General features: G+C 64.5%; 22 protein-coding genes and 1 tRNA gene. 10 read left to right on the top strand and 13 right to left on the bottom strand.

Going from position 1 to position 26,589, the window contains the following annotated elements; translation table 11 throughout:
- Positions 1–99 precede the first annotated feature (99 nt).
- From OIK40_RS10730 to OIK40_RS10710, 5 genes are all read left to right on the top strand, one after another.
- Positions 100–1,266, top strand: a complete 1,167-nt coding sequence (locus tag OIK40_RS10730) for a deoxyguanosinetriphosphate triphosphohydrolase (RefSeq protein ID WP_273678325.1) — start codon at positions 100–102, stop codon at positions 1,264–1,266.
- Positions 1,259–1,975 (top strand): NAD(P)H-binding protein, encoded by a 717-nt coding sequence (locus OIK40_RS10725; protein ID WP_273678324.1) that lies wholly within the window; start codon positions 1,259–1,261, stop codon positions 1,973–1,975. Before OIK40_RS10730 ends, OIK40_RS10725 begins: the two co-directional genes overlap by 8 nt.
- Positions 1,972–2,424: an ABA4-like family protein gene (locus tag OIK40_RS10720; protein ID WP_309557540.1), complete on the top strand. Its 453-nt coding sequence runs from the start codon at positions 1,972–1,974 to the stop codon at positions 2,422–2,424. The genes OIK40_RS10725 and OIK40_RS10720 overlap by 4 nt, the downstream gene beginning before the upstream one ends.
- 71 nt (positions 2,425–2,495) lie before the next feature.
- The gene (locus OIK40_RS10715) at positions 2,496–4,058 is read left to right on the top strand and encodes a long-chain-fatty-acid--CoA ligase (RefSeq protein WP_273678323.1); all 1,563 of its coding nucleotides are present in this window, start codon (positions 2,496–2,498) and stop codon (positions 4,056–4,058) included.
- The gene (locus OIK40_RS10710; RefSeq protein ID WP_273678322.1) at positions 4,055–4,654 is read left to right on the top strand and encodes a DUF938 domain-containing protein; all 600 of its coding nucleotides are present in this window, start codon (positions 4,055–4,057) and stop codon (positions 4,652–4,654) included. Before OIK40_RS10715 ends, OIK40_RS10710 begins: the two co-directional genes overlap by 4 nt.
- Here OIK40_RS10710 and OIK40_RS10705 read toward each other — a convergent pair.
- On the bottom strand, positions 4,651–4,782 hold the full coding sequence (locus OIK40_RS10705; protein ID WP_273678321.1) for an Entericidin EcnA/B family protein: 132 nt from the start codon (positions 4,780–4,782) through the stop codon (positions 4,651–4,653). The two genes, OIK40_RS10710 and OIK40_RS10705, sit on opposite strands and share 4 nt — an antisense overlap.
- A 47-nt stretch (positions 4,783–4,829) precedes the next feature.
- Positions 4,830–5,753 carry a DMT family transporter gene (locus OIK40_RS10700; protein WP_273678319.1) on the bottom strand — a complete coding sequence of 308 codons (924 nt, stop codon included), beginning with the start codon at positions 5,751–5,753 and terminating at the stop codon, positions 4,830–4,832.
- Between the two features lie 65 nt (positions 5,754–5,818).
- On the opposite strand from OIK40_RS10700, the gene OIK40_RS10695 reads away from it, so the two are divergent.
- A complete protein-coding gene (locus OIK40_RS10695) occupies positions 5,819–6,061 on the top strand; it encodes a hypothetical protein (protein ID WP_273678318.1) in 243 nt (80 codons plus the stop codon).
- Positions 6,062–6,256: 195 nt separating this feature from the next.
- On the opposite strand, the gene OIK40_RS10690 is transcribed toward OIK40_RS10695, so the two are convergent.
- Positions 6,257–7,795, bottom strand: a complete 1,539-nt coding sequence (locus OIK40_RS10690) for a TadA family conjugal transfer-associated ATPase (RefSeq protein ID WP_273678317.1) — start codon at positions 7,793–7,795, stop codon at positions 6,257–6,259.
- A 319-nt stretch (positions 7,796–8,114) separates the two neighbouring features.
- On the opposite strand from OIK40_RS10690, the gene glmS reads away from it, so the two are divergent.
- Together glmS and OIK40_RS10680 are read left to right on the top strand one after the other, a co-directional pair.
- Positions 8,115–9,950: a glutamine--fructose-6-phosphate transaminase (isomerizing) gene (glmS, locus tag OIK40_RS10685; RefSeq protein WP_273678316.1), complete on the top strand. Its 1,836-nt coding sequence runs from the start codon at positions 8,115–8,117 to the stop codon at positions 9,948–9,950.
- Positions 9,951–10,100: 150 nt separating this feature from the next.
- The gene (locus OIK40_RS10680; protein WP_273678315.1) at positions 10,101–12,404 is read left to right on the top strand and encodes a putative bifunctional diguanylate cyclase/phosphodiesterase; all 2,304 of its coding nucleotides are present in this window, start codon (positions 10,101–10,103) and stop codon (positions 12,402–12,404) included.
- Positions 12,405–12,407: 3 nt separating this feature from the next.
- Here the strand turns inward: OIK40_RS10680 and purQ are convergent, their stop codons facing one another.
- Together purQ and purS are read right to left on the bottom strand one after the other, a co-directional pair.
- The gene (purQ, locus tag OIK40_RS10675; RefSeq protein WP_273678314.1) at positions 12,408–13,097 is read right to left on the bottom strand and encodes a phosphoribosylformylglycinamidine synthase subunit PurQ; all 690 of its coding nucleotides are present in this window, start codon (positions 13,095–13,097) and stop codon (positions 12,408–12,410) included.
- On the bottom strand, positions 13,097–13,339 hold the full coding sequence (purS, locus tag OIK40_RS10670; protein WP_273678313.1) for a phosphoribosylformylglycinamidine synthase subunit PurS: 243 nt from the start codon (positions 13,337–13,339) through the stop codon (positions 13,097–13,099). The genes purQ and purS overlap by 1 nt, the downstream gene beginning before the upstream one ends.
- 314 nt (positions 13,340–13,653) lie before the next feature.
- On the opposite strand from purS, the gene OIK40_RS10665 reads away from it, so the two are divergent.
- The gene (locus OIK40_RS10665; protein ID WP_273678312.1) at positions 13,654–15,900 is read left to right on the top strand and encodes a TonB-dependent receptor; all 2,247 of its coding nucleotides are present in this window, start codon (positions 13,654–13,656) and stop codon (positions 15,898–15,900) included.
- Between the two features lie 77 nt (positions 15,901–15,977).
- Here the strand turns inward: OIK40_RS10665 and OIK40_RS10660 are convergent, their stop codons facing one another.
- The 7 genes from OIK40_RS10660 to infA form a co-directional block, all read right to left on the bottom strand.
- Positions 15,978–18,863: a M16 family metallopeptidase gene (locus OIK40_RS10660; protein WP_273678311.1), complete on the bottom strand. Its 2,886-nt coding sequence runs from the start codon at positions 18,861–18,863 to the stop codon at positions 15,978–15,980.
- Between the two features lie 70 nt (positions 18,864–18,933).
- A complete protein-coding gene (purC, locus tag OIK40_RS10655) occupies positions 18,934–19,737 on the bottom strand; it encodes a phosphoribosylaminoimidazolesuccinocarboxamide synthase (RefSeq protein ID WP_273678310.1) in 804 nt (267 codons plus the stop codon).
- A gap of 39 nt (positions 19,738–19,776) precedes the next feature.
- Positions 19,777–19,851: transfer RNA gene (locus tag OIK40_RS10650), tRNA-Phe, on the bottom strand.
- Between the two features lie 122 nt (positions 19,852–19,973).
- Complete coding sequence (gene yacG / locus OIK40_RS10645) at positions 19,974–20,159, bottom strand: DNA gyrase inhibitor YacG (RefSeq protein ID WP_273678309.1); 186 nt, start codon at positions 20,157–20,159, stop codon at positions 19,974–19,976.
- Positions 20,156–21,115, bottom strand: a complete 960-nt coding sequence (locus OIK40_RS10640) for an Rne/Rng family ribonuclease (RefSeq protein WP_273678308.1) — start codon at positions 21,113–21,115, stop codon at positions 20,156–20,158. The genes yacG and OIK40_RS10640 overlap by 4 nt, the downstream gene beginning before the upstream one ends.
- The gene (locus OIK40_RS10635; protein ID WP_273678307.1) at positions 21,108–21,680 is read right to left on the bottom strand and encodes a Maf family protein; all 573 of its coding nucleotides are present in this window, start codon (positions 21,678–21,680) and stop codon (positions 21,108–21,110) included. Before OIK40_RS10635 ends, OIK40_RS10640 begins: the two co-directional genes overlap by 8 nt.
- A 15-nt stretch (positions 21,681–21,695) precedes the next feature.
- Positions 21,696–21,941 carry a translation initiation factor IF-1 gene (gene infA / locus OIK40_RS10630; protein WP_007163491.1) on the bottom strand — a complete coding sequence of 82 codons (246 nt, stop codon included), beginning with the start codon at positions 21,939–21,941 and terminating at the stop codon, positions 21,696–21,698.
- A 222-nt stretch (positions 21,942–22,163) separates the two neighbouring features.
- Here infA and OIK40_RS10625 point away from each other — a divergent pair, with 222 nt between their 5' ends.
- Positions 22,164–25,337, top strand: coding sequence for a TonB-dependent receptor (locus tag OIK40_RS10625; RefSeq protein ID WP_273678306.1), 3,174 nt, complete (start codon positions 22,164–22,166; stop codon positions 25,335–25,337).
- Here OIK40_RS10625 and OIK40_RS10620 read toward each other — a convergent pair.
- Entirely contained in the window at positions 25,334–26,527 is a 1,194-nt protein-coding gene (locus tag OIK40_RS10620) for a BaiN/RdsA family NAD(P)/FAD-dependent oxidoreductase (RefSeq protein WP_273678305.1), read from the bottom strand. The genes OIK40_RS10625 and OIK40_RS10620 overlap by 4 nt on opposite strands.
- Positions 26,528–26,589 lie beyond the last annotated feature (62 nt).

Here is a 26,589-nt window from a genome sequence, read left to right as displayed (position 1 = left end):
CATAATTTCCTCCGTTCACAGGGTTTCACGCGGATTACCGCAAGGTTGCCTGTCTGTTCCGGTTGAGCCGCAGCGCGCGCTGACCTAATCGCTCGTCCCGTGACCAACCGCGCCCCTTATGCTGCCGATCCGCATGCCCATGGCGGGCGTGAATGGAGCCGCGACACCGGCGGCGAACAACGCGGGCCCCGCACCGCTTTCCAGCGCGACCGCGATCGCATCATCCATTCGATGAGCTTCCGCCGGCTGAAGGCCAAGACGCAGGTCTTCATCTCGCCGCTGGGGGATCACTATCGCACGCGCCTGACCCACAGCCTCGAAGTCGCGCAGATCGGACGGGTGATAGCCCGCTCGCTGGGGTTGGACGAGGATCTGACCGAGGCGCTGTGCCTTGCGCATGATCTTGGCCACCCGCCGTTCGGTCATGCGGGGGAATCCGCCCTGTCCGAGGCGATGGCGCGCCACGGCGGCTTTTGCCACAATGCGCAGGCACTGCGCACGGTGATGCGGATCGAATGCCCCTATCCCGAACATGACGGGCTGAACCTGACGTGGGATCTGCTGGAAGGGCTGGCCAAGCATAATGGGCCGGTGATCGCCCCCAACTGGGCGCTTGCCGAACTCGACGCGGCCTTCCCGCTGATGCTTGGCACCTGGCCCTCGCTTGAAGCGCAGGTGGCGGCCGTGGCGGACGACATCGCCTATGACAATCACGACATCGACGATGGCTTGCGCGCCGGTTTTCTTGATCTCGACGATCTGATGACGCTCGATTTCGTTGCCGACCAATGGCGCGCGGTGGAACGGCGTTTTCCCCGTGCCCCGCACGACCGGCTGCTGCGCGAAATGGTGCGCGACCAGATCGGCTTGATGGTCAATGACGTGCTTGAACATACCGCCGCGCAGGTGAAGGGCATGCGCTCTGTTGCCGAGGTGCGCGAGGCCGGGCGCCAGCTCGCCGGGTTCTCGCCCGCCATGGCAGCGCAGGAAAGGCGGCTGAAAGCCTTCATGTATGATCGCCTTTATTATCACTCCGAGCAGGTCGCTGCCGCAGAGCGCGCGCGCGACGTCGTGGCGCGGCTGTTTGCCGCCTATGCGCAGGATGCGCGGCTGATGCCGGAGGACTGGCAGGCACGATTGCCGGAACATGATCCCCAGCGCGCCCGGGTGATTGCCGATTTCATTGCCGGGATGAGCGATCGTTTCGCGATGCAGGCCTGCACCGCGATCTATGGCGAACGACCTGCGGGGCTGGTCAATGTCTGAAACCCGTGCCCCCGTGCGGATCGCGCTGGTTGGCGCAACCGGTCTTGTCGGCCGCAAGGTGATCGAGCTTTCGAGCGCGGGTGACGAGGCGCGCATCGTCGGCATCGCCCGGCGCGAGGCGCCACTTCCGCCCGGCGCACGGATGGAGATGTTCGTTGCCGAGCCCGACAAGTGGGGCGAGGTGCTCGAAGCGGTGCGCCCGCGCGCGCTGATCTGTGCGCTCGGCACGACCTGGAAGAAGGCCGGACGCGACGAGGCGGCGTTCCGCGCGGTCGATCACGATCTGGTGCTGGCGACTGGCCGGGCAGCCCAAGCCGCCGGCGTGCCCAACATGGTGCTGGTAAGCGCAGCCGGGGCCGATGCGCGTTCCAAGAGCTTTTACATGCGGGTGAAGGGCGAGACCGAGGAGGCGCTCTCCCGGGTCGGGTTCAAGCGGCTCGATATTCTGCGTCCGGGGCTGCTTAAGGGCGAGCGGGTCGATGACCTGCGCTTTGCCGAGCGTGCCGCGATCATCGCCGCCCCGCTGATCGATCCGCTGCTGTCGGGATCGTGGGAGCGGTATCGTTCGATTGACGCAAGCATGGTGGCCGAGGCGGCGCTGGGTCTGGCACTGCGGCGGGCCGGAGGGCGCTTTACCCACGATAACGAAGCGATGCGCCGCGCCGCGCGCGAATGGCGGCGGGTGCGCGAGACGGAGAACGTCGAATGATCGACTGGGATGCGCTGTTCAGCATGGTCAACGGCCTCGCGCTGATCGCGTGGGTGCTGCTGATCTTTCTCCCGCGCTGGCCCGCGCTGCTTTCGGGGGTGCTCTATCTCGGTGTCGGTCTTTTGTGCCTGATCTATGCCGCCAGCCTGATCGGGCTGCTGAGCGGCCTGATCCCCAATCCCGAAGGCGGGGGGGCGGACTTCACGACTATCGAAGGGGTGCAGGCGATCTTCGCGACCAAGGCCGGCACGACGATCGGCTGGACCCATTACCTCGCCTTCGATCTGTTCGTGGGCCTGTGGATCGCGCGCGACGGGGATGCGAAGAAAGTGTCGCGCTTCATTCAGGCGCCGATTTTGCTGGCGACATTCATGGCCGGGCCGTTGGGCCTGCTGGTATGGCTGGGCCTGCGCGAGCCGGCCGCGCGCAAACAGGGCCGGTTTCGCTAAATCGCAGGTAGACCGGCGCGCCTGCTTTGGCCTAACCCTGATCCCACACGCTTTTGGGAGAGAGCACGGCCATGGCGCGAAACGCCTATCACGATTTTTCGACCTTCGACGAGATCATGCACTTCTGGGCGAAGGAGCGGCCCGACGGGCACGCCTTCGATCAGTATGGGCGAGTGACGACCTATGCCGCGGCCGATCACCTTACCCGGCAATTGATCGCGCTGCTCCAGTCGCGCGGTATCGCGGCGGGAGACCGGATCGCATGGCTCGGCAAGAACCGAGACATCTATTTCTTGCTCTACATTGCTGCCGCGCGGATGGGGGCGGTGATGGTGCCGATCGGCTGGCGCCTTGCCCCGCGCGAAATCGCTTACATCCTCGGCGATACCGAGGCGAAGCTGCTGTTCGCGGACGCCGAATTCGTCGAAACCGCGCACATGGTTGCCGGTGACGTGCCCGCCAATCCCGAAGTGATCGAGGGTGAGGCCGCGCGGCTGGCAGCGCAGGGTTTCGAGCCTGCTGAATATGCCCCGCCCGGCCCGCATGATCCGGTGCTACAGCTTTATACCTCGGGCACGACGGGCAATCCCAAGGGCGCGATGCTGTCGAACAACAACCTGCTGGGGCTGCGCAACCCGGGTTGCGAAGCCGGGCTGGACTGGCAGTTCTACGAACCGGGCGATTGCATGTTGGTCGCCATGCCCTGCGCGCATATCGGCGGGACGGGGCTGGTCAACATCGCCGTCGCTAACGGGGTAAGAAGCGTGGTGCAGGCGGAGTTCACCCCCGTGGGCGTGCTGGAAGCGATCGAGGCCGGGGCGACGCACATGTTCATCGTGCCGGCTGCGCTGCAAATGGTGGTGCAGCACCCGCGCGCTGCGACGACCGATTTCGGCAATCTCAAATACCTGATGTACGGCGCCGCGCCGATGCCCCTAGAACTGCTCAAGGAAGCGGTGCGCACCATGCCGACCACGAAGTTCCTGCAGGCTTACGGCATGACCGAGACGTCAGGCACGATTTCGATCCTGCCGCCTGAGGATCACAGCCTTGAAGGCAACCAGCGGATGCGTTCGGCGGGCAAGGCCTGTCCGGGGGTGAGCATTGAAGTGCGCGGGCCCGACAACAAGGAAGTCTCGCGCGGCGAGATCGGCGAGGTCTGCATCCTCTCGCCGTCCAACACCGCAGGCTACTGGAAACTGCCCGAAGCCACCGCGAAAACGATCGACCCGGACGGCTGGCTTCACACCGGGGACGCCGGCGTGATGGACGAGGACGGCTATGTCTACATTCAGGACCGCATCAAGGACATGATCATCTCCGGCGGCGAGAACGTCTATCCCGCTGAAGTAGAAAGCGCGATCTACGGCCACCCCGCCATCGCCGAGGTCGCAGTGATCGGCGTGCCGAGCGCCAAGTGGGGCGAGGAGGTCAAGGCCTGCGTCGTCGCCAAGCCGGGGCATGAAGTGGACGAGGCCGACGTCATCGCCTGGGCGCGTGAACGGATCGCCGCCTTCAAGGCCCCCAAGAGTGTCGATGTCATCCCGCTGATGCCGCGCAATGCCAGCGGCAAGATCCTGCGCCGCGAGCTGCGCGCGCCCTATTGGGAAGGGCAGGAGCGGCAGGTCTCGTGAAGCAGCACGCCCCCGCCACCCTGCGCAACCGCGAGCCCATCGCCGAGGTGCTGACGAGCGAGTTGCCCGGCAGCGGCACGGTTCTCGAAATTGCTGCTGGCACGGGGGAGCATGCGGTGTTCTTCGCCGAGAGGTTCCCCGCGATTCACTGGCAGCCGACCGATCCGTCGCCCGAGGCTCTGGCCTCGATTGCCGATTATCGCGCGGATCATGCGGGCGGCAATCTGGCCGCGCCGCTGCTGCTCGATGCTTGCGCACCCGTCAGCTGGCCCCTTGCCCAAGCCGATGCGATAGTATGCATCAACATGGTGCATATCAGCCCGTGGGAAGCGACCCTTGGCCTGTTTGCCGGCGCTGCCCGCTTGCTGGCCGCCAGCGGAGGGCCGCTGATCCTTTATGGCCCCTATATCGAAAAGGGCGTGGAAACCGCGCCCTCCAACCTGGAATTCGATGCCAGCCTGAAGGCGCGCAATCCGCTCTGGGGCCTGCGCGAGGCCGAGGCGCTCGATGCCTTGGCGGCGCAGCACGGCATGGCCCGCAGCGCGCGCTACGCTCTGCCGGCCAACAACATCACGCTTGTATACCGAGCGGTTTAATCGATCGCGCGCTTGCCCGCGCGGCCAACCGACTTGATGTCGTCGCCCAGCCCGTCAACCGTGTTGCAGGCGGTGCCTGTGATGGTGAGCGCGGCGAGCGCGGCGGCAATGATAGTCTTGCGAATCATGAGAGTGAATCCTTTCGTCGAATCCTTCAACGCATGAACATGGATATCTATTCCTGACCAGCGCGTGAAGCGGCGGTCCGTTCCCTGGCCAGTTGCCGTTCGCGCCACGCGATCAGCACTCCCGCGCCGATGATCAGCGGTGCGCCAAGCCACAGGCTGGCGGGCGCTGCGCGGTCGAAGACGTAATAGCCGTAAAAGGTCGCCCACAGCAGCGCGGTGTAATCAATCAGCAGGATCACCGCAGCCGAACCGAAGCGCAGCGACGTGGTGAGCAGCATCTGCGCCAGCGCCCCCATCAGCGCCATGGCCAGAATTATCGCCCAGGTTTCCGTGTCATGCGCAGCCATCGCGAAAGGCAGGCCCAGCGCCGCCACCGGAGCGCTGAGTGCTGCGAACCAGAACACGATGCTCCACGGGTTTTCGGTGGTGTTGAGATCCTGGATCTGGAAACTGATCAATGCGACCATGAAGGGCGCGATCAGGCCGACGATCACTCCCGCGACGGTTACGCCCTGATGCAGTCCCGCGCCCGGCTGCATCACCACCAGCACGCCGGCAAATCCGATACCCACCGCAGCCCAGCGATAGGGGCCGATCTTTTCGCGGAACAACACCAGCGCGATCAGCACCGCGAAAATCGGCGCGGTAAAGCTCAGGGTGGTCGCCTCCGCCAGAGGCAGCAGCAGTACCGCCCCGTAAGTGAACAGCATACCGAGCAGGCCCGTTGCCGCGCGCCGGGCATGGGCACCCAGCCTATTCGTGCGCAGCAGCGCCAGACGACCGGTCAGAGCAAGGCCCGTGCCCAGCAACACGGTGGCCAGCAATTGTCGCCAGAAGATCAGTTCGATCAGATGCGCACCGCGTTCGCCCGCAAGCTTGACCAGCATGGCCATGGTGGCCAGCGCCGCCGCAGTCAGCAGGCGTACGCCGAGCGCGAGCAACGGGCGGGGGCGGGCGATTGAGCCATCCATCATCCCTGCGCTTGGCCGAGCGGCAGGGATTGCGCAAGCGCCCGGCGAGCCTAAATGGGCAGCCGATGGAACTTCTCGCCCGCTTCGAACTGCTCAGCGATGCCGCGCAGCTTGCCGTGATCGGCGGGCTGTTCTGGGTGTTTGCCGGTTTTGCCGGGGTGATGGAACGTCGCCGGATGAAGCGGCGCGACGTTACGCGGCTGGAACAGGTCGGCTGGGTGCCGTGGCTGGGCCTGTTCATGGGCGCGGCAATCATCGGCGGCGGCTGCCTCGCGATGAGCCTGCCCGTGGTGCTAGGGAGTTTGTAGTACACTCGCTCGGTCATTTGACGCCAAACGAACCCGAAGGGTTCGCAAGCGCGACCGCGCGCCGGCCGGTCAGGCCGAACAGCGTGCCGCCAAGGCAGGCCACAAAAACGAACCCGCAGGCATCGCAAGGCCGACCGGCTGTCGGCCGGTTAGGCCGCAGCTATCGGGCCGGAGGGCCCGATAGCGCCTGCCTCGTCAGAGGCAGGCCTCAAGATAAGCCTGGTCAAAGCCGAACTGCCGCGCCTTTTCCAGCGTGTAGGGACGCAGGCCTGACGAGCGGAACTCGCCGAGGATCTTCCCGTCCTCGCTCTCGTCGAGATATTCGAACTTGAACAGCTCCTGCGTCACGATCACGTCGCCTTCCATCCCGATCACCTCGGTGATGTTGGTGGTGCGGCGCGAACCGTCGCGCAGACGCTTCACCTGCACGATCAGGTCGACCGATTCGGCGATCTGGCGGCTGATGGCTTCCTTGGGGATCTTGATGTCGCCCATCAGGATCATGTTTTCCATACGGCCAAGGCATTCGCGCGGGCTGTTGGCGTGCAGCGTACACATCGAACCGTCGTGACCGGTGTTCATCGCCGCGAGGAGATCGAAACACTCCGCGCCGCGGATTTCGCCCAGGATAATGCGGTCAGGACGCATACGCAGGGCGTTCTTCACAAGGTCGCCGATGGTGATCGCGCCTTGGCCTTCGAGGTTCGGCGGGCGGGTTTCGAGCGGCAGCCAGTGCGGCTGCTGCAGGCGAAGTTCTGCCGCGTCTTCGATGGTCAGCACGCGCTCGCCCGGGTCGATCATCTTCGACAGGGCGTTGAGCATGGTGGTTTTACCCGAACCCGTACCGCCCGAGATGACGATGTTCATCCGGCATGCGCCCGCGATCTTGAGCGCGGTACACATCTTGTCCGACATCGAACCGAAGTCGCGCAGCATGTCGAGCGTGATCGGCTTTTCGGAAAACTTACGAATCGAGATCGCAGTGCCGCGCAGCGAGAGCGGCGGGACGATCACGTTCACACGCGAGCCGTCCTTGAGGCGGGCGTCGGCGAGCGGGGTGGTCTGGTCGACGCGGCGGCCGACCTGGTTCACGATGCGCTGCGCGATCTGGAACAGGTGCTGTTCGTCGCGGAAGCGGATCGGGGCGAGCTGCAGCTTACCCTTCTTTTCGATGTAGGTCTGATCCGGGCCGTTGACCATGATGTCGGACACGTCCGGATCGTTGAGCAGCTCTTCGAGCGGGCCGAAACCGAGCAGTTCGTCGATCAACACCTTTTCCAGCGCGAACTGTTCGCGCCGGTTAAGCGTGACCTTCAGCTCGGCCAGCACTTCCATGATGATCGGACGGAATTCTTCGGAAAGCTCTTCCTTCGACAGGGTCGCGGCCGCTTCCGGGTCGACACGTTCGAGCAGGCGCGGAAGCACCTGTTCCTTAATCTTGTGGACGCTGGCTTCAAAGCCGCCGACTTCGGAATTGCCGTCGTTGACGGCCGCCATGCGTTCGTTGAGGCGGTCGATCGCCTCGGCACTGCTGGTCGGACGCGAAGGCGCGGCAGACGGAACAGCTGCGGGGCCTTCCCCGGCTCCTTCGCCCGGGATCGGCGGAAATTGTTCGCCGCCGCGCTGCGCGGTTGCCGGCGTACCGGCCCCCTTCATCGGCCTTGCCACCCCGAAAGCCGGTCTGCCGCCGGGCTTCAGTCCGCCAGCATTGCCCTTCTTACCGAATGCGCTCATTCCCAGCCCCCAAGGCTTGTCATCATATCATCCACCCCTGTCGCCAATCGTGCGAAAGGTGTCTTCCGAGAAATGGTGAATAGGGAGGAAAGCTTATTTTTTCCCTAAAGCCGGGTGCATCGCACCGCTGGCCGAAGTGGATTGTGCCGGCTCGGTGCTGAACGTCCATCTCGCTCGCGTGCCGACGCAAATCCTGACGAGTGCAGGACTGATTATCATTGCCGGGCTCTATCTTTGGCACGGTACTGCACACAGGGCCTTGCCGCAGAATCGCCAGCGGCTAGAGCATGACGCGGACAACAAGAGGGATCATCCGGCTATGTGCGGCATCATCGGGATCGTAGGCAGCTTCAGCGTGGCCGACCGGCTGGTCGACGGCCTCAGGCGGATGGAATATCGTGGCTATGACAGCGCCGGGATCTGCACGCTTCACGATGGTGCCCTGGTGCGCCGCCGGGCGGAGGGCAAGCTTGCCAACCTTGCGCGCGTGCTGGAGAGCGATCCGGCACCGGGTAATGTCGGCATCGCGCATACCCGCTGGGCCACCCACGGCGCGCCGACGGCGGCCAATGCCCACCCGCATGCGACCGGCGAGGTCGCCATTGTCCACAACGGAATCATCGAGAATTTCAAGGAACTGCGCGGCGAACTCGCCGCACAGGGCCGGGTATTCGAAAGTGAAACCGACAGCGAGGTGGTTGCACACCTGATCTCGGCCGAGGTCGAGCGCGGGGCCGATCCCGTCGAAGCCGTGCGCGAGGTTCTGCCTCGGCTGCGCGGTGCCTTCGCGCTCGCCATCGCATTCCGTTCGCACCCCGATCTGCTGATCGGCGCGCGGCTCGGCTCGCCGCTGGTGGTCGGCTACGGCCCCGAAGGCGACGAGGCAGAGATGTATCTCGGCTCCGACGCGCTGGCGCTGGCTCCGCTTACGCAGCGCATCACCTATCTCGAAGAAGGCGACTGGGTGGTGATCCGCCGCGACAGCGCGCAAATCTACGATCTCGAGAACAAGCCCGTCACCCGCGAAATCCGCGCGTCGGGCGCATCGGCAGCGGCGGTGGAGAAGGGCAATTACCGCCACTTCATGCAGAAGGAGATCTACGAGCAGCCGACCGTGGTGGCGCAGACGCTCGCCTCCTACCTGCGGCGTTCGGACAATTCGGTGGCCCTGCCGCAGATGGATTTCGACCTGTCGGCGGTGCGCCGTCTGACTATCGTCGCCTGCGGCACATCCTTCTATGCCGGGATGGTTGCCAAATACTGGTTCGAACAATTCGCGCGCGTTCCGGTCGATATCGATGTGGCGTCGGAGTTCCGCTATCGCGAACCGGTGCTGGAGGAGGGTGGACTCGCGCTGTTCATCTCGCAGAGTGGAGAGACGGCCGATACGCTGGCGGCGCTGCGGCACTGCAAGGCTCACGGCCAGACCATCGCGGTGGTCGTCAACGTACCGACCAGTTCCATGGCACGCGAGGCAGACCTGCTGCTGCCCACCCATGCCGGTCCGGAAATCGGCGTCGCTTCAACCAAGGCATTCACCTGCCAGTTGGCGGTGCTGGCCGCGCTGGCCGCGCATATGGCGGTGAAAAAGGGCCGTCTGACCCGCGAGCAGGAGGCCGAGATCGTGCATCACCTGCTCGAAGCGCCCGCTGCGCTCAATGCCGCGCTCGACCATGACGACGATATCGCCGCGATGGCGCACCTTGTCGCCCCGGCGCGCGACGTTCTTTATCTGGGGCGCGGACAGGACTATCCTCTGGCTCTTGAAGGGGCATTGAAACTAAAGGAAATCAGTTACATCCATGCCGAGGGCTATGCTGCGGGCGAAATGAAACATGGCCCCATTGCGCTGATCGACGACGCCGTGCCGGTGGTTGTCATCGCGCCGTCCGGCCCGCTGTTCGAAAAGACTGTCTCCAACATGGAAGAAGTGCGCGCGCGCGGCGGACAGGTGGTGCTGATTTCCGATGCCAAAGGCCTCGAAGAGGCGGGCGAGGGCTGCATCGCCACGATCGAAATGCCCGTGGTCCACCCGCTTATCGCGCCGCTGGTATATGCCATTCCAGTGCAATTGCTGGCCTATCACGTGGCGGTGGTAAAGGGCACCGACGTCGACCAGCCGCGCAATCTCGCGAAGTCGGTTACCGTGGAATAGCCTTCCTCCGATTACCCCTGCGACCGGTTAATCACTCGCGGCCGCGAATGATCTGCTTAATTTACCGCAATCTAACCTTTGACGGTTAAGCGCATTTGCGTGAGCGAACCGCCTTCATCCCGAGCGCCGTTGAGCCCGGCAGATCTGCCTGTGACCGACGTTCTCGGACTGTCGGACAAGGGTAATTTCGACTGGGCGCGGCTGAGAGGCCTGCAATATCCGGCGCTTGCCAAGCTCGCTTTCTACCGCATCTTCGTTCACGCGATCCTCGCCGTGTTCGTCGCGCAGATATATCTTCCCAAGGTCGGGATCACGTGGCTCGTGATCTGGATTACGGTGCTGGCGGGCATCCACTGGCGCGGCACCCGGATCGACCTTTCACTTGCCGATGCCGATCGCAGACGGGTGACCCGCGGGGAATTTCACAAGCAGGCGACAACCGCTATCCTGTCCGGGCTGGCCTGGGGGGCGGGAATAGTCGTGTTCCCGTTCTACGGAACGCCCGGCGATCTGATGGCTTTCATGATGATTGTCGCTGTGTTGGTATCGGGCTCGGTGTTCTTCTACACGGCCGCGCCTTTCGGGATTATCTGCTTCAGCACCATCATCTCGCTTGCGGCGGTGCTCCATCTCGGGCTGACGGGCATGTGGTTTGCGGCGGTGGCGACGCTGCTGTTCATGATCGTTGCGCTGCTGGGAACTGTCGAAGTCGGACGCACTTTCTTGTCCGCGCGGTTTGCCGAAGCGGCGGTGAGCGAGAAGGAGCAAGTAGTTTCGCTGCTCCTGCGCGAATTCGAAGAGAACGAAGCCGACTGGCTGTGGGAGGTCGACACCGCGCGTCGTCTGCGTTCGGTCAGTCCGCGTTTTGCCTTTGCCCTTGGCCGTCCGCAGGTTGAGGTGGAGGGCTTGCCGCTGCTTGAACTGGTGGCCGGGCGCAGCTGGGCGAGCGGACAGTTTCCGGCAAGTCTCCACGATCTCGCCGAACGGCTGAAGAACCGCGAAAACTTCTCCAACATGCTGGTGCAGGTCTCGATCCTCGGCGAGGAGCGCTGGTGGGAGCTTTCGGGCACACCGATGCGCGACGATCGCGGACGCTTCACAGGCTTCCGCGGGGTGGGTTCGGACGTAACCGAGCAGCGCAAGTCGTCCGAAAAGATCGCCTTCCTTGCGCGCTTCGACACGTTGACGCAGCTGCCCAACCGCCTGCAGCTGACAGAGGCACTGGGCGAAGCGCTGCGTTACGCCGAACAGTGGCGCACGCGCTGTGCGCTGATGATGGTCGATCTCGACCGCTTCAAGTCCGTCAATGATTCGCTCGGGCACATGACCGGCGACAAGCTGCTGGCGCAGGTGTCAGCCCGGCTTAAGTCGCTGATGGGCGAAAACCAGTTATGTGGCCGGCTCGGCGGGGACGAATTCGCCATTGTCATCCGCGATCTGGGCAGCACTGACGAGGTTGACCGTCTGGCCACCCGGGTGATCGAGAGCCTGTCGGAGCCCTATCAGGTCGATCAGCATACGCTATATGTCGGTGCCAGCGTTGGCTCCGCGCTTGGTCCGCGCGACGGCAAGACGGTCGAGGAACTGATGCGCAACGCCGACCTTGCGCTGTACCGCGCCAAGGATGCCGGCGGGGGAGAACATCGCCGCTTCGAACCGGTGCTGCATGCGTCGGCCGAGGAACGGCGCCAGCTCGAAGTGGCACTGCGCAAGGCGCTGGGCCGCGACGAGATGGAACTGCACTATCAGCCGGTGGTCGATTCCCGCAGCGAAACCGTGGTCAGTTTCGAAGCGCTGGTGCGCTGGAACAGCGCGGACCACGGCTTTGTCAGTCCCGGAAAGTTCATCCCGCTGGCCGAGGACACGCGCCTGATCGTGCCGATCGGCAAGTGGGTGATGCGCAAGGCCTGCGAAGAGGCGCGCAATTGGCCCGAACACGTGAAGGTCAATGTCAACGTCTCGCCCGAGCAGCTGCTTGAACCCAGTTTTCACGAGGAAGTTGTCGAGGCGCTGGCGGCCACCGGACTGCGGCCCGAACGGCTGGAGGTGGAAGTGACAGAGAGCATCTTCCTGCGCGATGCCAGCGTGGCCCGCAACGCGCTCGAACAGATCATGGCTCTGGGCTGTTCGGTCGCGCTCGATGACTTCGGGACCGGCTATTCATCGCTTGGCTACATCCGCAAGCTGCGCTTCTCCACCATCAAGGTAGACCGCACCTTCGTGCAGGGCGCCGCGCAGGGGAGTGCGGAAAGCCTTGCCATCATCAACGCAGTGGTGGCGATGGCAAAGAGCCTCGACATGACGACAACTGCCGAGGGCGTCGAAACCGAAGAGGAGGCGGAACTGATCCGCAATCTGGGGTGCGACAAGATTCAGGGCTATTACTTCGGTCGCCCGATGGCCAGCCATGATGCGCAGAGGCTGTTCAGCACCCAGCGCCAGATCCGCGCCTGATCCTTAGGCGCTGGCGAGCGCCGAAAGGATGTTCTCGAACAACCGACGACCATCCGCGCCTCCCAGTGCCGTCACTGCAGCCGGTTCGATTGCGCGTTCGGGATGCGGCATCATGCCCAGCACACGTCCATTTTCGCTCAGCACCCCGGCAATGTCGCGCGCCGAACCATTGACGGGCTCGGCATAGCGAAAAGCGATGCGGCCTTCGGCTTCGAGCCGGTCGAGGGTTTCGCTATCGGCGAAGTAATTGCCATCATGATGGGCGACCGGAATGTGCAGCGCCTCGCCTGCGGTAAAACCCGCGGTGAACAGCGAATCCGTGTTCTCAACGGTCAGCTTGACGGTGCGGCAGATAAAGCGCTGTCCGGCATTGCGCATCAGCGCGCCGGGCAGCAGGCGTGCCTCGGTAAGCACCTGGAAGCCGTTGCACACACCCAGCACCGGTACCCCGCGCTCTGCTGCAGCCACCACCGCGCGCATGATCGGGCTCATCGCCGCCATTGCGCCCGAGCGCAGGTAGTCACCGTAGGAAAAGCCGCCGGGCAGGGCGATCAGATCGAGCCTGTCGGGCAGGTCGGCATCGCCATGCCACACGCGGATTGCGGGCTGGCCCGAAACTGCCTCAAGCGCCACCGCCATGTCGCGGTCGCAATTGGAGCCGGGAAAGGTGATTACGGCGGCGCGAAAGCCCATCACTTGCCTCCTTCGCCGGTCTCGATCGTGAAGTTCTCAATCACGGTATTCGCAAGCAGCTTCTCGCACATCTCGGTGAGTGCGGCCGGGTCCGTATCATCGGCGACATCGAGTTCGATCAGACGGCCCACACGCACATCCTCGACCCCGGCAAAGCCCAGGCCTTCGAGGGCATGGTGCACGGCGCGGCCCTGCGGATCGAGCACGCCGGGCTTCAGACGGACAAGGACGCGAACTTTCATGGGCAGGGGCTCCTCGTTGAGGGGTGGGCCGGGGGCATGTTTGCGCCGCTATAGCGTGCGCGCGCCGCGGTGCAATCGCATCGCTGCGGCTTCTGCACCGCGCGCGGGCAACGCTCCGGCTAATCGGGTTCGGTCATACAGCGGTCGCACTGCGGCAATTTCTGTAACTTCGATGCAACAACTGCAAACAGATTGCCGTCCGAGCCCCGGTTTCGCCCCGCAAAGGCGCCCGCGAATCTCGCCCGAATCGGAGAAAACTGTCAGCGCATTCAACTGCGCCCACTCTCTCCTTTCAAACCAAAGGGACTTGCCCGATGTCTCAGCGTTTCCATGCCAACCGTGCCGCACTGGCCGGATCGACCATTCTTGCCGCCGCCGCCGCTTTTGCTTTTGCCGCACCCGCCGCCGCGCAGGACGGCGAGTCTGCTGCCAGCGAAGAAGGCCAGCTTGCCACGATCATCGTCACCGCCAACCGTCGTCAGGAAAACCTGCAGGACGTGGCGGTTTCGGCCGAGATCCTCGATCAGGGCCGTGTCGATACGATCTTCAGCGCCGCCGGCGACGTGACCGCGCTGGCCGGTTCGGTGCCGGGCCTCAACATCGAAAGTTCGAACGGCCGTGTGGCTCCGCGCTTCTACATCCGCGGCCTCGGCAATACGGACTTCGATCTTGCCGCATCGCAGCCGGTCTCGGTGCTGCTCGATGACGTTGTGCTCGAGAATGTGACGCTCAAGAGCTTCCCGATCTTCGACGTTGAACGCATCGAAGTGCTGCGCGGCCCGCAGGGCACGCTGTTCGGGCGCAATACGCCGGCCGGTATCGTCAAGGTCGATTCGATCAAGCCCAGCCACGAGACCGACGTGCGCGCCGCGATGTCGTTCGGCAGTCTCGATACCATTTCGCTGAGCGGCGCAGCCGGCGGCTCGATCGTCGAAGACGTGCTGGCCTTCCGTGTCGCTGCCCAACTCCAGCGTCGCGGCGACTGGATCAGCAACGGCTTTACGGGCGAGGAAGACGTGCTCGGCGGGTTCACCGATTTCGCGGTGCGCGGACAGCTGTTGTTCACCCCGACCGAGCGTTTCAGCATGAATGCGTCGGTTAACTTCCGCGATCTGGACGGTTCCTCCACTTTCTTCCGCGCTAACGTGCTCGGGCCGACCGCCAACCAGCCGACCAACACCAACAAGCTGAACGACAATTACGATCGCGACACGGTGTTCTATGATGCGGGCGGCGGGAACAAGGCGAACTACCAGCAGTTCGGCGTCACCTTGAACACCTCCTACGAATTCGACTTCGCCACACTGACCTCAATCGGCAGCTACTGGACCAGCGAAGGTTCGAGCCGCGGCGATGTCGATGGCGGCTTCGGCGCGTCGTTCCTGCCGGTGATGGGCCCGGGCTTCATCCCGTTCCCGTCCGACACGCAGGATTCGATCGACCTTGAACAGTACACGCAGGAAATCCGCCTTGCTTCGAACGGCGACGGCCCGCTGAGCTGGCAGGTCGGCGGTTTCTACTTCGAAAGCGATTTCGACGTCACCACCGTCGGCTTCACCTTCCCGCCGCCGGTCACCGTCAACCACACCAACGAAGCCTGGGCGCTGTTCGGGCAGCTTTCCTATGCACTGACCGATAGCCTGAAGGTAACCGGCGGCCTGCGCTACACCGACGATCAGAAGGATTTCTTCGTAGTGTCGGGCGCCGCGCCGCAGCCGGTCAGCGTGCAGGATGATCAGTTCGACTGGGACATCGCCCTGTTCGCCGATGTGTCGGATGACGCCAGCGTCTATGCCAAGATCGCCAACTCGTTCCGCGGGCCGACCATTCAGGGCCGCGACGTCGCGTTCTTCTCGGCTCCGTCGGTGGCGCAGTCGGAAAACATCACGTCCTACGAAGTCGGTTTCAAGACCGAGCTGGCCGATCGCCGCGTGCGGCTGAACGGTGCTGTCTTCTATTACACCGTCGAGGATCCGCAGTTCACGGCCGTGGGCGGGGCAGGCAATCTCGTCCAGCTGATCAACGCCAACAAGGGCGAGGCTTACGGCTTCGAACTCGACAGCGCGTTCCAGATCACGCCGGAATTCCTTGTGACGCTTGGGGTCGCCTACAACAACACCGAGATCAAGGATAACGCGCTTGCCGTCGGCATTTGTGCGCAGTGCACCGTGACCGATCCGACCGTGGACATCGGCGGTACCACCCGTGCGCTGGTGGGCGGCAACCCGTTCCCCAATGCGCCCGAATGGAGCGGCGATCTGACCGCGCGCTACGGCATCCCGGTGGGCAATAGCGGTGAATTCTTCATCTTCACCGACTGGACCTATCTCGGCGAGACCAACTTCCTGCTGTACGAAAGCCGCGAATTCAACGCCGGCAGCCGCATCGAAGGCGGCCTGCGGGTGGGTTATTCGGGCAATAATGGCGAGTGGGAACTGGCCGCCTTCGCCCGCAACATTACCAATGAAGACAATGTGCTGGGCGTGGTGGACTTCAACAACAACACCGCCTTCGTCAACGATCCGCGCGTGATCGGCGTATCATTCGGCGTGAAGTACTGAGGGTATGCGCCCTCTCGGGGGCGCGCCGCAAAGGGGAAAGCCGGCAGGGGGCGACCTGCCGGCTTTTTCTTTGCCTGCTAATCGGCCGTCGCGGCGGTCGCAGCTGCTTCGGGGATGACGGTGAAGGCCACCGCGCCCGCGGGATCGAGATATTTGAGCGCGGTCTGGTGGATGTCCTCGGGGGTGATCGCCGCCATTACCGCGGGCGTCGCCTTGAACCGTTCAAGGCGCTCCGGCTCGCTCTGCGCGCGCGAGGCAAGCCTGATCCAGCCGCCCAGATCCTTGAGGGCATTGTTGTAATCCTCCAGATAGGGTTTGCGCGCGCGTTCGATCACATCGGCGTCGAGCGGCGATGCGCGTAGATCGGCAATCAGCGCATCGACCGCAGCCTGCGTGGCCGCGCGCTGGTCGGCGGCGACCGAGGCGCTGATGATGAATACGCCATAGCCGGGATAGTAATGGCTCGGCTGCGACCCGGCCGAGGGGGAATAGGCCTGCCCCAGCTCCTCGCGCAGCCTGTCGGTCAGTTCCAGCCGGACGATGCGCGACAACAAATCGAGCCGCAGAGTCTCGCCGTGATCGCTGTCGTCGGTGGTAGGCCAATGCCATTGCAGCAGGGCCTGATCAGGCTCGCCGGTGTGGGTCAGCACCCGTTCGCCCCGCGTGGTGGTGAAGCTGCGGTCGCGGTTGTCGCTGCGCGGATTGAACGCTGCCTCGCGTTTCGGCAGTGCGCCCAGGGTCGAAGCGACCGCCGCGATGGCGGCTTCCTCGTCGAGATCGCCGACCAGCGCCACCTCGATCGCGCCGTTCGCCAACCGGTCGCCGATCGCGCTGCGCAGTTGTTCGTAATCGAGCGCGAAGAAGGCCTCGCGCGGTTGCAGGGTAAAGCGTGGGTCGTTGTCCGACAGGATGCCCCCGCTCGCCGCCGCCAGCGCCCTGCCCGGAGTGGAATCGAGCGTATTGAAGAAGTTGTCGATGTTCTTGCGGAACCGCTCGACCCCTTCGGCCCGGTAGCCCGGATCGGTCAGAGTTGCGGCCATGACCTGCAATTGCAGCGTCAGGTCGCGCGGCGTGGTAATCACCGAAGTGGTGAAGGCATCGGTGCTGCTGTTGAGATCGAAGCCGACGCTGCGCCCGGCAAGCACGCTGGTGATCTCGTCCTGACTATGCTTGCCAAGGCCGCCGGAGGGCAGGGCCGCGGTGAGATAGGTTGCCAGAGGCGCTTCGCGGGTGTTCATCAGATCGCCGCCGTCCACTGCGAGCGTAACTCCGATACGATCCTTGCGTACGTCGGTTTTTCTGATCGTCAGCCTGACGCCGTTGTCGAAGCGGATCTGCCTGAGGTCCAGCAACGGTTCGACTGTGTCGCTGACCACCGTGCCCGGCGTGCCGAAATCGGTGTAGGCGAAGGCCAGCGGGCCATTGTCGACCGGCGCGGTGATGGCGAGCGCCATGCCCTCGCCAAAGGCGCTGCGCAGCGCAACTTCGCCGCCTTCGGGCGAGGTGCGGCCGGTGAAGCGGATCAGCGGCTCTGCGAGCGGCGCGGCATCCTCCCGCACTGCCTCCCATAGCGCCTGCGGGGTCATTTCTGGGGCGAGCCGCTCGAACTCGGCGAGTTGCCATTCGGGGGTCACCGGCACCCGTTCGTTCCCTGCCAGCGCCAGCGCTGCGCCGACAAACACGTTGTTACCGCGCGTGTCGGCGGATTTTACCGCATTTTCCAGCGCGGTTCGCCGATTGGCGAGCTGTTCGTCGACTTCGACTTGGGTGAAGCCGAAGGTCAGCGCCTGATTGACCTCGCGCACCGCGGCGAGGACGCCCTTGTTCCACTCGCCATCGGCGCTGTTGATGCTGAGGCTGGTGATGCGCGCATCTTCGAAGATGTCGGCGGTGCCGAAGCCCGCGCTCCGGAAGGGCGCATCGGCCCCGCGCGCTAGTCGCGCAAGGCGGCGGTTGATGATCGCGTAGCCGAGGCTGCGCAGCGCAGCGGCGCGGCGGTTCGCAATGGTATCCGGATCGTCGCGCCAAGGGGCGAGGCGGCTGATGGTGACGCTTTCGGGCAGGGCGGGATCAATGTGGATGTCGGTCAGGCCCTTGGCCGTCACGTCGATCGGCCCGGCCTCTGGCTCGGCGGGGGCAGGGGCGGGCGCCCAGCTGGCAAAGCGTTCGCGGATGGCGGCCTCGACCACCTCGACCGGGAAGTCGCCGACCACCACGAGTACCGTGTTGGCCGGGCGATAGGTGCGCTCGTAAAGCGCGCGGATTTGGGCGGCGGTGGCGTTTTCGAGCACTTCGGCCGTGCCGATCGGCAGGCGCTCGGTATAGCGCGCGCCGGGGGCGAGGAAAGCGGCGTTGTCTTCGTAGTTGCGCAGCTGGAAGCCCGCCCGGTCGCGCCGTTCGGCGAGGATCACGCCCCGTTCACGCGCCACCGCGTCTTCGGAGATGGTCAGCTCGCTCGCGGTCTCGCGCATCAGCATCAGCGCGGTGCCGAGCAGCGCTTCGTCATTGCGCGGTAGATTGAGCATGTAGGTGATCGCCTCGAAGCCGGTCGAGGCATTGGTATCCGCGCCGAAGGCCAGCCCCTCACGCTCGAGCAGCTTGACCATCTCGCCCTCTGGGATGCCCTTCGACCCATTGAAGGCCATGTGCTCGAGATAGTGCGATAGCCCGCGCTCGCTGTCGGTCTCGTCCAGCGCGCCCGAATCGATCCGCATGCGCACCAGCGCGGTGCCCGCGGGCGTGGCGTTCTGGCGGATGACGTAGCGCATCCCGTTGGGCAGTTGGCCGAAGGTGTAGCCGGGGTCGACCGGCACATCGCTGGTCTCGAAGGCCCAAACCGGGGCGGGGGCCCTGGTGGCAGCAGGCGCTTCGGCAGCTGGGGCATCCTGTGCGACCAGCGCAGTGGTGAATGCAAGCGGCGACAGGGCCAGCATCATGCTGGCGACAAGGGAAAAATTCCGCATCGATATCAGACGTCTCTCTCGGCCCATTGGCGTGACGAGAGAGACTAGCGGCTGAAACCGGGCTGTCAGCCTATTTCTTGAGCGGTGGTGGCCCGCGCAGGCGCGAGCGGGCGTGCGACAGGTCGAACACCTCGCCCGGGCCGTTGTCTTCGGCATTGAGCAGCCCGAGACGGCGGGCGACTTCGCGATAGGCCTCTTCCTCGCCGCCCAGATCGCGGCGGAAGCGGTCCTTGTCGAGCTTTTCGCCGGTCGCCATGTCCCACAAGCGGCAGCCGTCAGGGCTGATCTCGTCGGCGAGGATCACGCGGCTGTAATCGCCGTCATAGAGCCGTCCGAATTCCAGCTTGAAGTCGATCAGGCGGATGTCGATCGCGGCAAACAGTCCGCACAGAAAATCGTTGATGCGGATCGCCATCGAGGAAATGTCATGCATCTCTTCGTTGCTGCACCAGTTGAAGCAGGCGATGTGCTCCTCCGCGACCAGCGGATCGCCCAGCGCATCGTCCTTGTAGTAATATTCGATCAGCGTATGCGGCAGCGGTTCGCCTTCCTCGATGCCCAGGCGTTTGCTGATCGAACCGGCGGCGACGTTGCGCACCACCACTTCGAGCGGGATGATCTCGACCTGCCGGATCAGCTGCTCGCGCATGTTGAGGCGGCGGATGAAGTGGGTGGGGATGCCAATGTGGCCGAGGCGCGTGAACACATGCTCGGAAATGCGGTTGTTGATCACGCCCTTGCCGGCGATCGTGCCCTTCTTCTCGGCGTTGAAGGCGGTCGCATCATCTTTGAAATACTGGATCAGCGTGCCGGGCTCGGGGCCTTCGTAAAGGATCTTGGCCTTGCCTTCGTAGATCTTGGTGCGGCGGGACATTGGCACTTTCCCTTTGGGCGCTCGGCCCTTTTCAGCGAATGGTGCCCGAGGGCGGATTTGAACCACCGACACGCGGATTTTCAATCCGCTGCTCTACCCCTGAGCTACTCGGGCATTCGCTGCGAGCGACGGGCTGCGAAAACCCGGCGAGCAAATGAGAGCGGCCCTATGGCGAAGGCGTGGCGGGTTGGCAAGGGGGTTTTGTTCCCCGCCGACACGAATATTGCGCGCAGCGTTCATTCCTGTTCGCGCCAGCTTTCCTGCGCGATTTCCTCCGGGTCGGCAGGCGGGCCCGGGACGGTGTAGGAATCGGAGAACCAGCGCGCCAGATCGCGGTCGCGGCAGCGCTGGGAGCAAAAGGGATGAAACTCCTCGACCCGCGGCTTGCGGCAGATCGGGCAGGGTTTGGTCTTAGCGGTCATGCTTCCACCAACTGGGCATGGGCGGCTTCGATGGCAAGTCCGGGATCGCTTTCCACGCGCACTTCGCGCCCCGTCCGGCGGGCGAGTTCGGCGAGCCATGCTTCCTTGAGTTTCGGCTTTAGCGCGGGGTGAACCGTCAGCAGCAACACCCGCCCTGTCCCTTCCGCCGCCAGTTCCGCCCGGCGCAGTGCCATGCGCGCCGCCATACCAAGCCGGGCAGTCGCAAATCGGTGCAGCAGCGAAGGCCCTTCAAGCCGCGCCACGAGCTGGACGAATCCGAAGCCATTCATCGCCGTGCGTTCGTGCGGCCATTCGGCCAGCGCGGCGCCGAGCGCCTCGTCGACAGCACGGCGATCAGTTTTGGCGGCAAGCGTGGGAAAATCTATCCCGATATTGCCGCCGATGTCGAACCAGGCGAGCGCATCGGCAATCGCCGGAACCGCCGCCAGCGCAAGGCTGCGGGGATCACCCGTCCCGTCGATATCGATCAGCGTCATAGCAGGCGTGACGCTGACAAGGATTTCGCCGTCCGAAAATTCGAGACTGGCCGAGGACGCTGCGTGCCACACCTCCTCCCACAGGCCGGCGGGGAAGCGGCGAACGCTGCGGCCCACGGGAAAGGACGGGGGCGGAAGGGCGGTGTCGGCACCGGCGACCCGCGCCTGCGCGAGCTTCAACCTGCCGCGTTCGGCCAGCGGGGCGCGGGTGATGACGAGATCGAGTGTCTGTCCTTCGGTCACGGGGGGCGGCAAGTGATCGACAAGCGCCTCGGTGCCGTTATCGAGTTGTGCGAGCCCGCGCCGTGTACCCTTCAACTTGGCGGAAAGCCTGCCGGTGCAGCGGGCCCCGGCGGTCAACTCGCCCGGCCATACGACCCGCGCAGCAAGCACCCGTTCGCCTTCGACCAGCAAAGCGCGGCGTTCGGCGATGCCGTCCTCGATCAGCCACTCAGCCAATCGCGAACCCAGCCGATTTCAGCAGCGCCCGCGTCTCGTAGAGCGGCAGGCCCATTACGCCGGAATGGCTGCCTCTTATCCATTCGACCAGACCCTCGGCCGCGCCCTGGATAGCATAGCCGCCCGCCTTGCCGTGCCATTCACCGCCCGCAAGATAGGCATCGATTTCTTCATGCGACAACCGCTTGAAGCGTACCACCGTTTCGCTTAGCCGTTCCCGCAAGGTGCCATCAGGCGCACGTAGAACGACGCTGGAAAGCACCTGATGCCGCCTGCCGCTCATCAGTTCGAGGCAGGCGCGCGCCTCGGTCTCGGACTCGGTTTTAGGCAGGATGCGTCGGCCTACCGCGACCACCGTGTCGCCAGCCAGCACGAAGCCCGGCGCATTGATCGCCAGCGCCTTTTCGCGGCCCATGCGCAGCGCATAGGCGCGCGGCAGTTCGCCCTTCAGCGGGGTCTCGTCGATATCGGCCGGGGTAACGGCATCGGGCCCAAGTCCGAGCCGCGCGAGCAGTTCGCGCCGCCGGGGCGAGGCCGAGGCAAGGGTGAGATGCAGCGCGCCCATCAGGGCAGCGGGCAATTACTGCGGACCGGGGCCGCCGCGACCCGGCATGAAGCGGTAGGTGATGCGCGCCTTGGTAAGATCGTAAGGCGTCAACTCGCACAGCACTTCGTCACCCACCAGTACGCGGATGCGGTTCTTGCGCATCTTGCCTGCAGTGTGGCCGAGCACTTCATGGCCGTTTTCAAGCTCCACCCGGAACATCGCATTGGGCAGCAACTCAACCACACGCCCGCGCATTTCGAGGAGTTCTTCCTTGGCCATGAAATTCCTTTTTTATCGTGATGAGGCGCAAACTGCGCCGGTCGAAAATCTAGCGCGCTTTAGCGATGCGGGAACCAAAAGGGAAGGCTCGAGCGTTAGGGGGCACGTCGGCCTGATAAAAGCCGCCAGCCGGACGCGTGCCGGGTGGCCGGACGCCATTGGGTTCACATCGGGTCAAGGTAACAGCCTGCACCCTCTATCAAACTGTTCTAAAGGGACTAAATGAACCTCTCCCCGCTTTCCCGCGCGGTGCTGCGCGCCGGCACCTGTGCCGCCAGTCTGGCAATCGCGATGCCGGCCCTCGCCTCCGCTAACGAAGCGACGCAGCCGCAACAGACGGCTGTAAAGCAGGTTCAGGACGACGAGCTGGACAGCGCGAGCGGCACTGCCGTGTCGGCTGACGAAATCGTGGTCAGCGGCAAGCGTATCCGCGGTCAGCTGCTGGTCGAACAGGCCCCGCTGCTCGAACTCGACGAGCAGGCGATCGCGGCCGAAGGCGTGACGTCGATCACCGATCTCATCGCCCAGATCAGCGCGCAGACCGGTTCGGCACGCGGGCGCGGGGGCGGCGGTCGTCCTGTGATCCTCGTCAACGGAATCCGCATCGGTTCCTTCCGCGAATTCGCGTCCTATCCGCCCGAGGCGCTGGCGCGGGTCGAGGTGTTCCCCGAGGAAGTCGCCCAACGGTTCGGCTTTCCGCCCGATCGCCGGGTGATCAACCTGATCCTCAAGGACAACTACTCCAACCGCGAGGTCGAGCTCGAATTCGAAACGCCTTCGCGCGGAGGCTTCGTGCGTACCGAGCAGGATTTCGGGACGCTCAAGATTGCCGATGGCGGACGGTTCAACCTCGATTTCGAAATCAGCGACAGCACGCTTCTTACCGAGGATGAACGCGATATCATCCAGACACCCGGATCGGTGTCGCAGGTGCCGGGTGATCCGGCGCAGGCCCCTTACCGCAGCCTTCGTGCCGACACGTTTGGCCTAGAAGGCAATCTCAGCTGGGCCAAGGCGCTGATCGATAGCGGCACCTCGCTGAGCGCAAACCTCAATTACGTGCGCAACGAAAGCCGCAGTCTCGACGGGCTCAACACTGTGGTGCTGGCCGATGATCCGGCGGTGCCGGGGATCGTGCGCACTTTCGGCGCGGACACGCCGCTGGCGCGGCGATCCTCGACCGATACGCTCTCGACCGCAGGATCGCTCACGCGGCCCGTCAATGCGTTCCGCCTGACGACCACCTTCGACGCGTCGCTGTCGGAAACCGAGACCGAGATTGACCGGCGTTTCGATACCGTCGCGCTGCGGCAGGCGGCCCTCGACGGCACCTTGGCCCCCGACGGCCCGCTGCCGACCAATGCCGCTGCCGGGTTCGACGTTGCGCGCAGCCGCAACCTTACCGGCCAGTCGCAGACAACGCTTGAAGGGCCGCTCGGTGAACTTCCTGCTGGTGAAGTGCTTGCAACCTTTAATTTCGCGCTCGACTGGCAACGGATCCAAAGCAACGATACGCGTTCCAATCAGGACGTCACCCTGACCCGTCGACAGCTGGCAAGCGGTGCCAATGTGGTGGTGCCGATCACCAGCCGCCGCGCGGGCTTTGGCGATGCGCTGGGCACCATCACGCTCAACCTTCAGGCTGGGGTGCAGGACTTTTCCGATTTCGGGGTGCTGGGCGACTGGAATGCAGGTCTCAACTGGTCGCCGGTTAACGGGCTCGACCTGTCTGCGACCTATATCTGGCGCGAGGTGGCCCCGGGGCTGGCAACGCTCGGCAACCCGGTAATCGTCAACCTCAACGTGCCGGTATTCGATTTTACCCGCGGCGAGACGGTGCTGGCGGATGTCACCACCGGCGGCAATCCCGATCTTCCGGCGGAAACCCAGCGCGACTGGAAATTCGCCGCCAACTGGTCGCTGCCGTTCTGGGAAAACACCCGTCTGACGGTGGAATATGTCCGCAACCGTTCTGACAACGTCGTCAGCGGCTTCCCGCAGATCACGCCCGAGATCGAAGCGGCCTTTCCGGGACGCATCACCCGTGATGCGACGGGCAGGCTGATCGCGGTTGACCGGCGCGCGGTCAGCTTTGCCGAGACACGGGCTAACCGGTTGCAGTTCATCTTCTCGACCGGCGGCAGCATCGGCGCGGGCGCACAAGGCGGGCCGGGCGGCGGCGGGCGCGGCGGTGCAGGTGGACCGCCTTCAGGCAGTACTGCCAAGCCGACGCCGACGCCGGCTCCGTCACCCGCAGCAGGCGGCGGCGCGCGGTTTGGCGCGGGCGCGGCGCCCAGCCCCGAGCAGCGCGAGCAGTTCATGGCCTTCCGCACGCGTCTGTGTGCCGACGACGGGCTTGAATTCCTCCAGAAGCTGGTGGCTGCGATCGATAGCGGGGCGGATATTTCCGCTGAGTTCCCGGGCATCGATCCGGCGCGGCTGGCCCCCATGCTGGCGCGCGTGCGCGGCGCGGATGGCACGATTGATCCCGCACGGCTGGAACAATTCCGTTCCCGCATCTGCAGCTTCGATCCGGCGATGATGGGCGGCGGCAGGCCGGCCGGTGCGCCGGGCGCGCCGGGGCAGGGTGGTGCTGAAGCCAACCCGCAGCTTACCGCCTTCCGCGAACGCGCCTGCGGTCCGGACGGCAATGCCGCCATCCTCGAACTGATCGCCAAGATCGAACGGGGCGAGGATGTCTCGGCCGAGCTGCCGGGCGTCGATCCGTCCTTCATCAAGATGGCGATCGATCGTTCGCGCGCGCCTGACGGCACTATCCCGCCCGAAGCGCTCGAGCAGTTCAAGCAGCGCTTCTGCGCCGCTGCACCGCGGCAGGCGGGAGCTGGTGGACAAGGTGGCGGCGCGCCTGCAGGCGGCGGCGCACCGGCCTTCAACCCCCTCGGCGGGGGCAGTTTCCAAGGCTGGCGCTATTTCCTCAACCTGACCCATGCGATCGAGCTGGACAACCAGATCCTGATCGCACCCGGCCTTCAGCCGCTTGATCAGCTCGACGGTCAGGCGACGGGCGCATTCGGCTTGCCACGGCATAGCAGCCGGCTTGAAGCAGGCCTGTTCGGCAAGGGACTCGGCTTCCGTCTCTCCGGCATCTATACTGGCGAGACGCGGCTGGACGGTTCGGGGCTGCCGGGCAGCACCGATCTGTTCTTCGACGATCTGCTGACCTTCAATCTTCGGGTCTTCGCCAATATCGGCGAAATGACCGGCAAGAACGAGGGCTTCCTCAAGGATACACGCATCAGCCTGCGTGCCGACAACCTGTTCGATGCCCAGCGCCGGGTGCGCGACGAGGCGGGCAATACCCCGATCAACTACCAGCCCTTCGTGATCGATCCGGTTGGGTTGTATCTTGGGATCGATCTCAGAAAGCTGTTCTAGCTTTTCCGTTCGGCGAGCGCCTCTGCACAGGCATAGGCGCTCGCCCAGGCCCACTGGAAATTGTAGCCGCCAAGCCAGCCGGTGACGTCCACCGCCTCGCCGATGGCGTAGAGGCCGGGGACTTTCGCAGCCTCCATTGTGCGGCTGGAAAGCTCCGCCGTGGCGATCCCGCCGGCCGTGACTTCGGCCTTGGCATAGCCTTCGGTGCCGTTGGGGGCGAAGCGCCAGTCGGCGAGGCGCGTCTGTACGGCGCGCAGATCCTTGTCGGAGACATTGCCCAGCTCGCGTTCGAGGCCCAGCCTGTCAGCCAGCGCGTCGGCGAGGCGATCGGGCAGGCGTTCGCGCAGCAAGGTGCGCAGATGCGCGCGCGGACGATCGCGTTTGCCCTCGATCAGCCAGTCGCTTGCTGCGTCGGGGAGGAAGGTGATGCAGACTTCCTCGCCATGCCGCCAATAGGACGAAACCTGCAAAATCGCCGGGCCGGAAAGGCCCTTGTGGGTAAACAGCGCTGCTTCGGCGAATTCGGTTTTTCCGGCCCGGGCGCGCACCGGCGCGGCAACCCCCGACAGCTCGCGAAACAGGGCATCCTCACCGCCAAGCGTCAGCGGGACGAGGGCAGGACGCGGTTCGACCACTTTCAGCCCGAACTGCCGCGCCAGGCGATAGGCGAAATCGCTTGCACCCATCTTTGGGATCGAAGGGCCTCCGGTGGCGATAACCAGTGCGGGTGCGCGCCATTGCCGGCCATCTGCGGCGGTGACGGTGAAATTGCCGGTGTCGTCCCGCGCTACATCGGCCACATCCACCCCGCAGGTCAGCGTAACCTTGTCCGCAGGACATTCGTCCAGCATCATCGCCACGATCTGCTTGGCCGAACCGTCGCAGAACAGTTGCCCAAGCGTCTTTTCGTGCCACGCGATTCCATAGCGATCGACCAGCGCGATGAAATCGGCAGGCTGGTAGCGGGCGAGCGCGCTCTTGGCGAAATGGGGATTGGCCGAAAGGTAATTCGCAGGCCCTGCGCCGAGGTTGGTGAAGTTGCAGCGCCCGCCACCGGAAATCAGGATCTTCTTGCCCGGACTTTCGGATTTTTCGAGCAATGCAACCGACAACCCGCGTTGTCCGGCCTGCCCAGCGGCGAATAGCCCGGCTGCGCCAGCGCCGAGGATGATGACGTCACTTTCGGTCATTGCCCCGCGCGATTAGGCGCATGGCGCGAGAGCGCAAGCCGCGCCGTGCATAAAAGATCGGG

The organism is Erythrobacter fulvus (assembly GCF_028595285.1).
GTDB lineage: Bacteria > Pseudomonadota > Alphaproteobacteria > Sphingomonadales > Sphingomonadaceae > Erythrobacter > Erythrobacter fulvus.
This window is presented reverse-complemented; position numbering and strand designations above follow the sequence as displayed.

What these genes read in the sequence shown, in the direction of transcription:
- yacG (WP_273678309.1), bottom strand. Translation starts at nt 20,159, where the DNA reads ATGACCGCTAAGACCAAACCCTGCCCGATCTGCCGCAAGCCGCGGGTC.
- OIK40_RS10635 (WP_273678307.1), bottom strand. Translation starts at nt 21,680, where the DNA reads ATGGGCGCGCTGCATCTCACCCTTGCCTCGGCCTCGCCCCGGCGGCGC.
- purQ (WP_273678314.1), bottom strand. Translation starts at nt 13,097, where the DNA reads ATGGGCTTTCGCGCCGCCGTAATCACCTTTCCCGGCTCCAATTGCGAC.
- OIK40_RS10660 (WP_273678311.1), bottom strand. Translation starts at nt 18,863, where the DNA reads ATGCGGAATTTTTCCCTTGTCGCCAGCATGATGCTGGCCCTGTCGCCG.
- infA (WP_007163491.1), bottom strand. Translation starts at nt 21,941, where the DNA reads ATGGCCAAGGAAGAACTCCTCGAAATGCGCGGGCGTGTGGTTGAGTTG.
- OIK40_RS10720 (WP_309557540.1), top strand. Translation starts at nt 1,972, where the DNA reads ATGATCGACTGGGATGCGCTGTTCAGCATGGTCAACGGCCTCGCGCTG.
- OIK40_RS10725 (WP_273678324.1), top strand. Translation starts at nt 1,259, where the DNA reads ATGTCTGAAACCCGTGCCCCCGTGCGGATCGCGCTGGTTGGCGCAACC.
- purC (WP_273678310.1), bottom strand. Translation starts at nt 19,737, where the DNA reads ATGTCCCGCCGCACCAAGATCTACGAAGGCAAGGCCAAGATCCTTTAC.
- OIK40_RS10715 (WP_273678323.1), top strand. Translation starts at nt 2,496, where the DNA reads ATGGCGCGAAACGCCTATCACGATTTTTCGACCTTCGACGAGATCATG.
- OIK40_RS10705 (WP_273678321.1), bottom strand. Translation starts at nt 4,782, where the DNA reads ATGATTCGCAAGACTATCATTGCCGCCGCGCTCGCCGCGCTCACCATC.
- OIK40_RS10620 (WP_273678305.1), bottom strand. Translation starts at nt 26,527, where the DNA reads ATGACCGAAAGTGACGTCATCATCCTCGGCGCTGGCGCAGCCGGGCTA.
- OIK40_RS10665 (WP_273678312.1), top strand. Translation starts at nt 13,654, where the DNA reads ATGTCTCAGCGTTTCCATGCCAACCGTGCCGCACTGGCCGGATCGACC.
- glmS (WP_273678316.1), top strand. Translation starts at nt 8,115, where the DNA reads ATGTGCGGCATCATCGGGATCGTAGGCAGCTTCAGCGTGGCCGACCGG.
- purS (WP_273678313.1), bottom strand. Translation starts at nt 13,339, where the DNA reads ATGAAAGTTCGCGTCCTTGTCCGTCTGAAGCCCGGCGTGCTCGATCCG.
- OIK40_RS10700 (WP_273678319.1), bottom strand. Translation starts at nt 5,753, where the DNA reads ATGGATGGCTCAATCGCCCGCCCCCGCCCGTTGCTCGCGCTCGGCGTA.
- OIK40_RS10695 (WP_273678318.1), top strand. Translation starts at nt 5,819, where the DNA reads ATGGAACTTCTCGCCCGCTTCGAACTGCTCAGCGATGCCGCGCAGCTT.
- OIK40_RS10625 (WP_273678306.1), top strand. Translation starts at nt 22,164, where the DNA reads ATGAACCTCTCCCCGCTTTCCCGCGCGGTGCTGCGCGCCGGCACCTGT.
- OIK40_RS10690 (WP_273678317.1), bottom strand. Translation starts at nt 7,795, where the DNA reads ATGAGCGCATTCGGTAAGAAGGGCAATGCTGGCGGACTGAAGCCCGGC.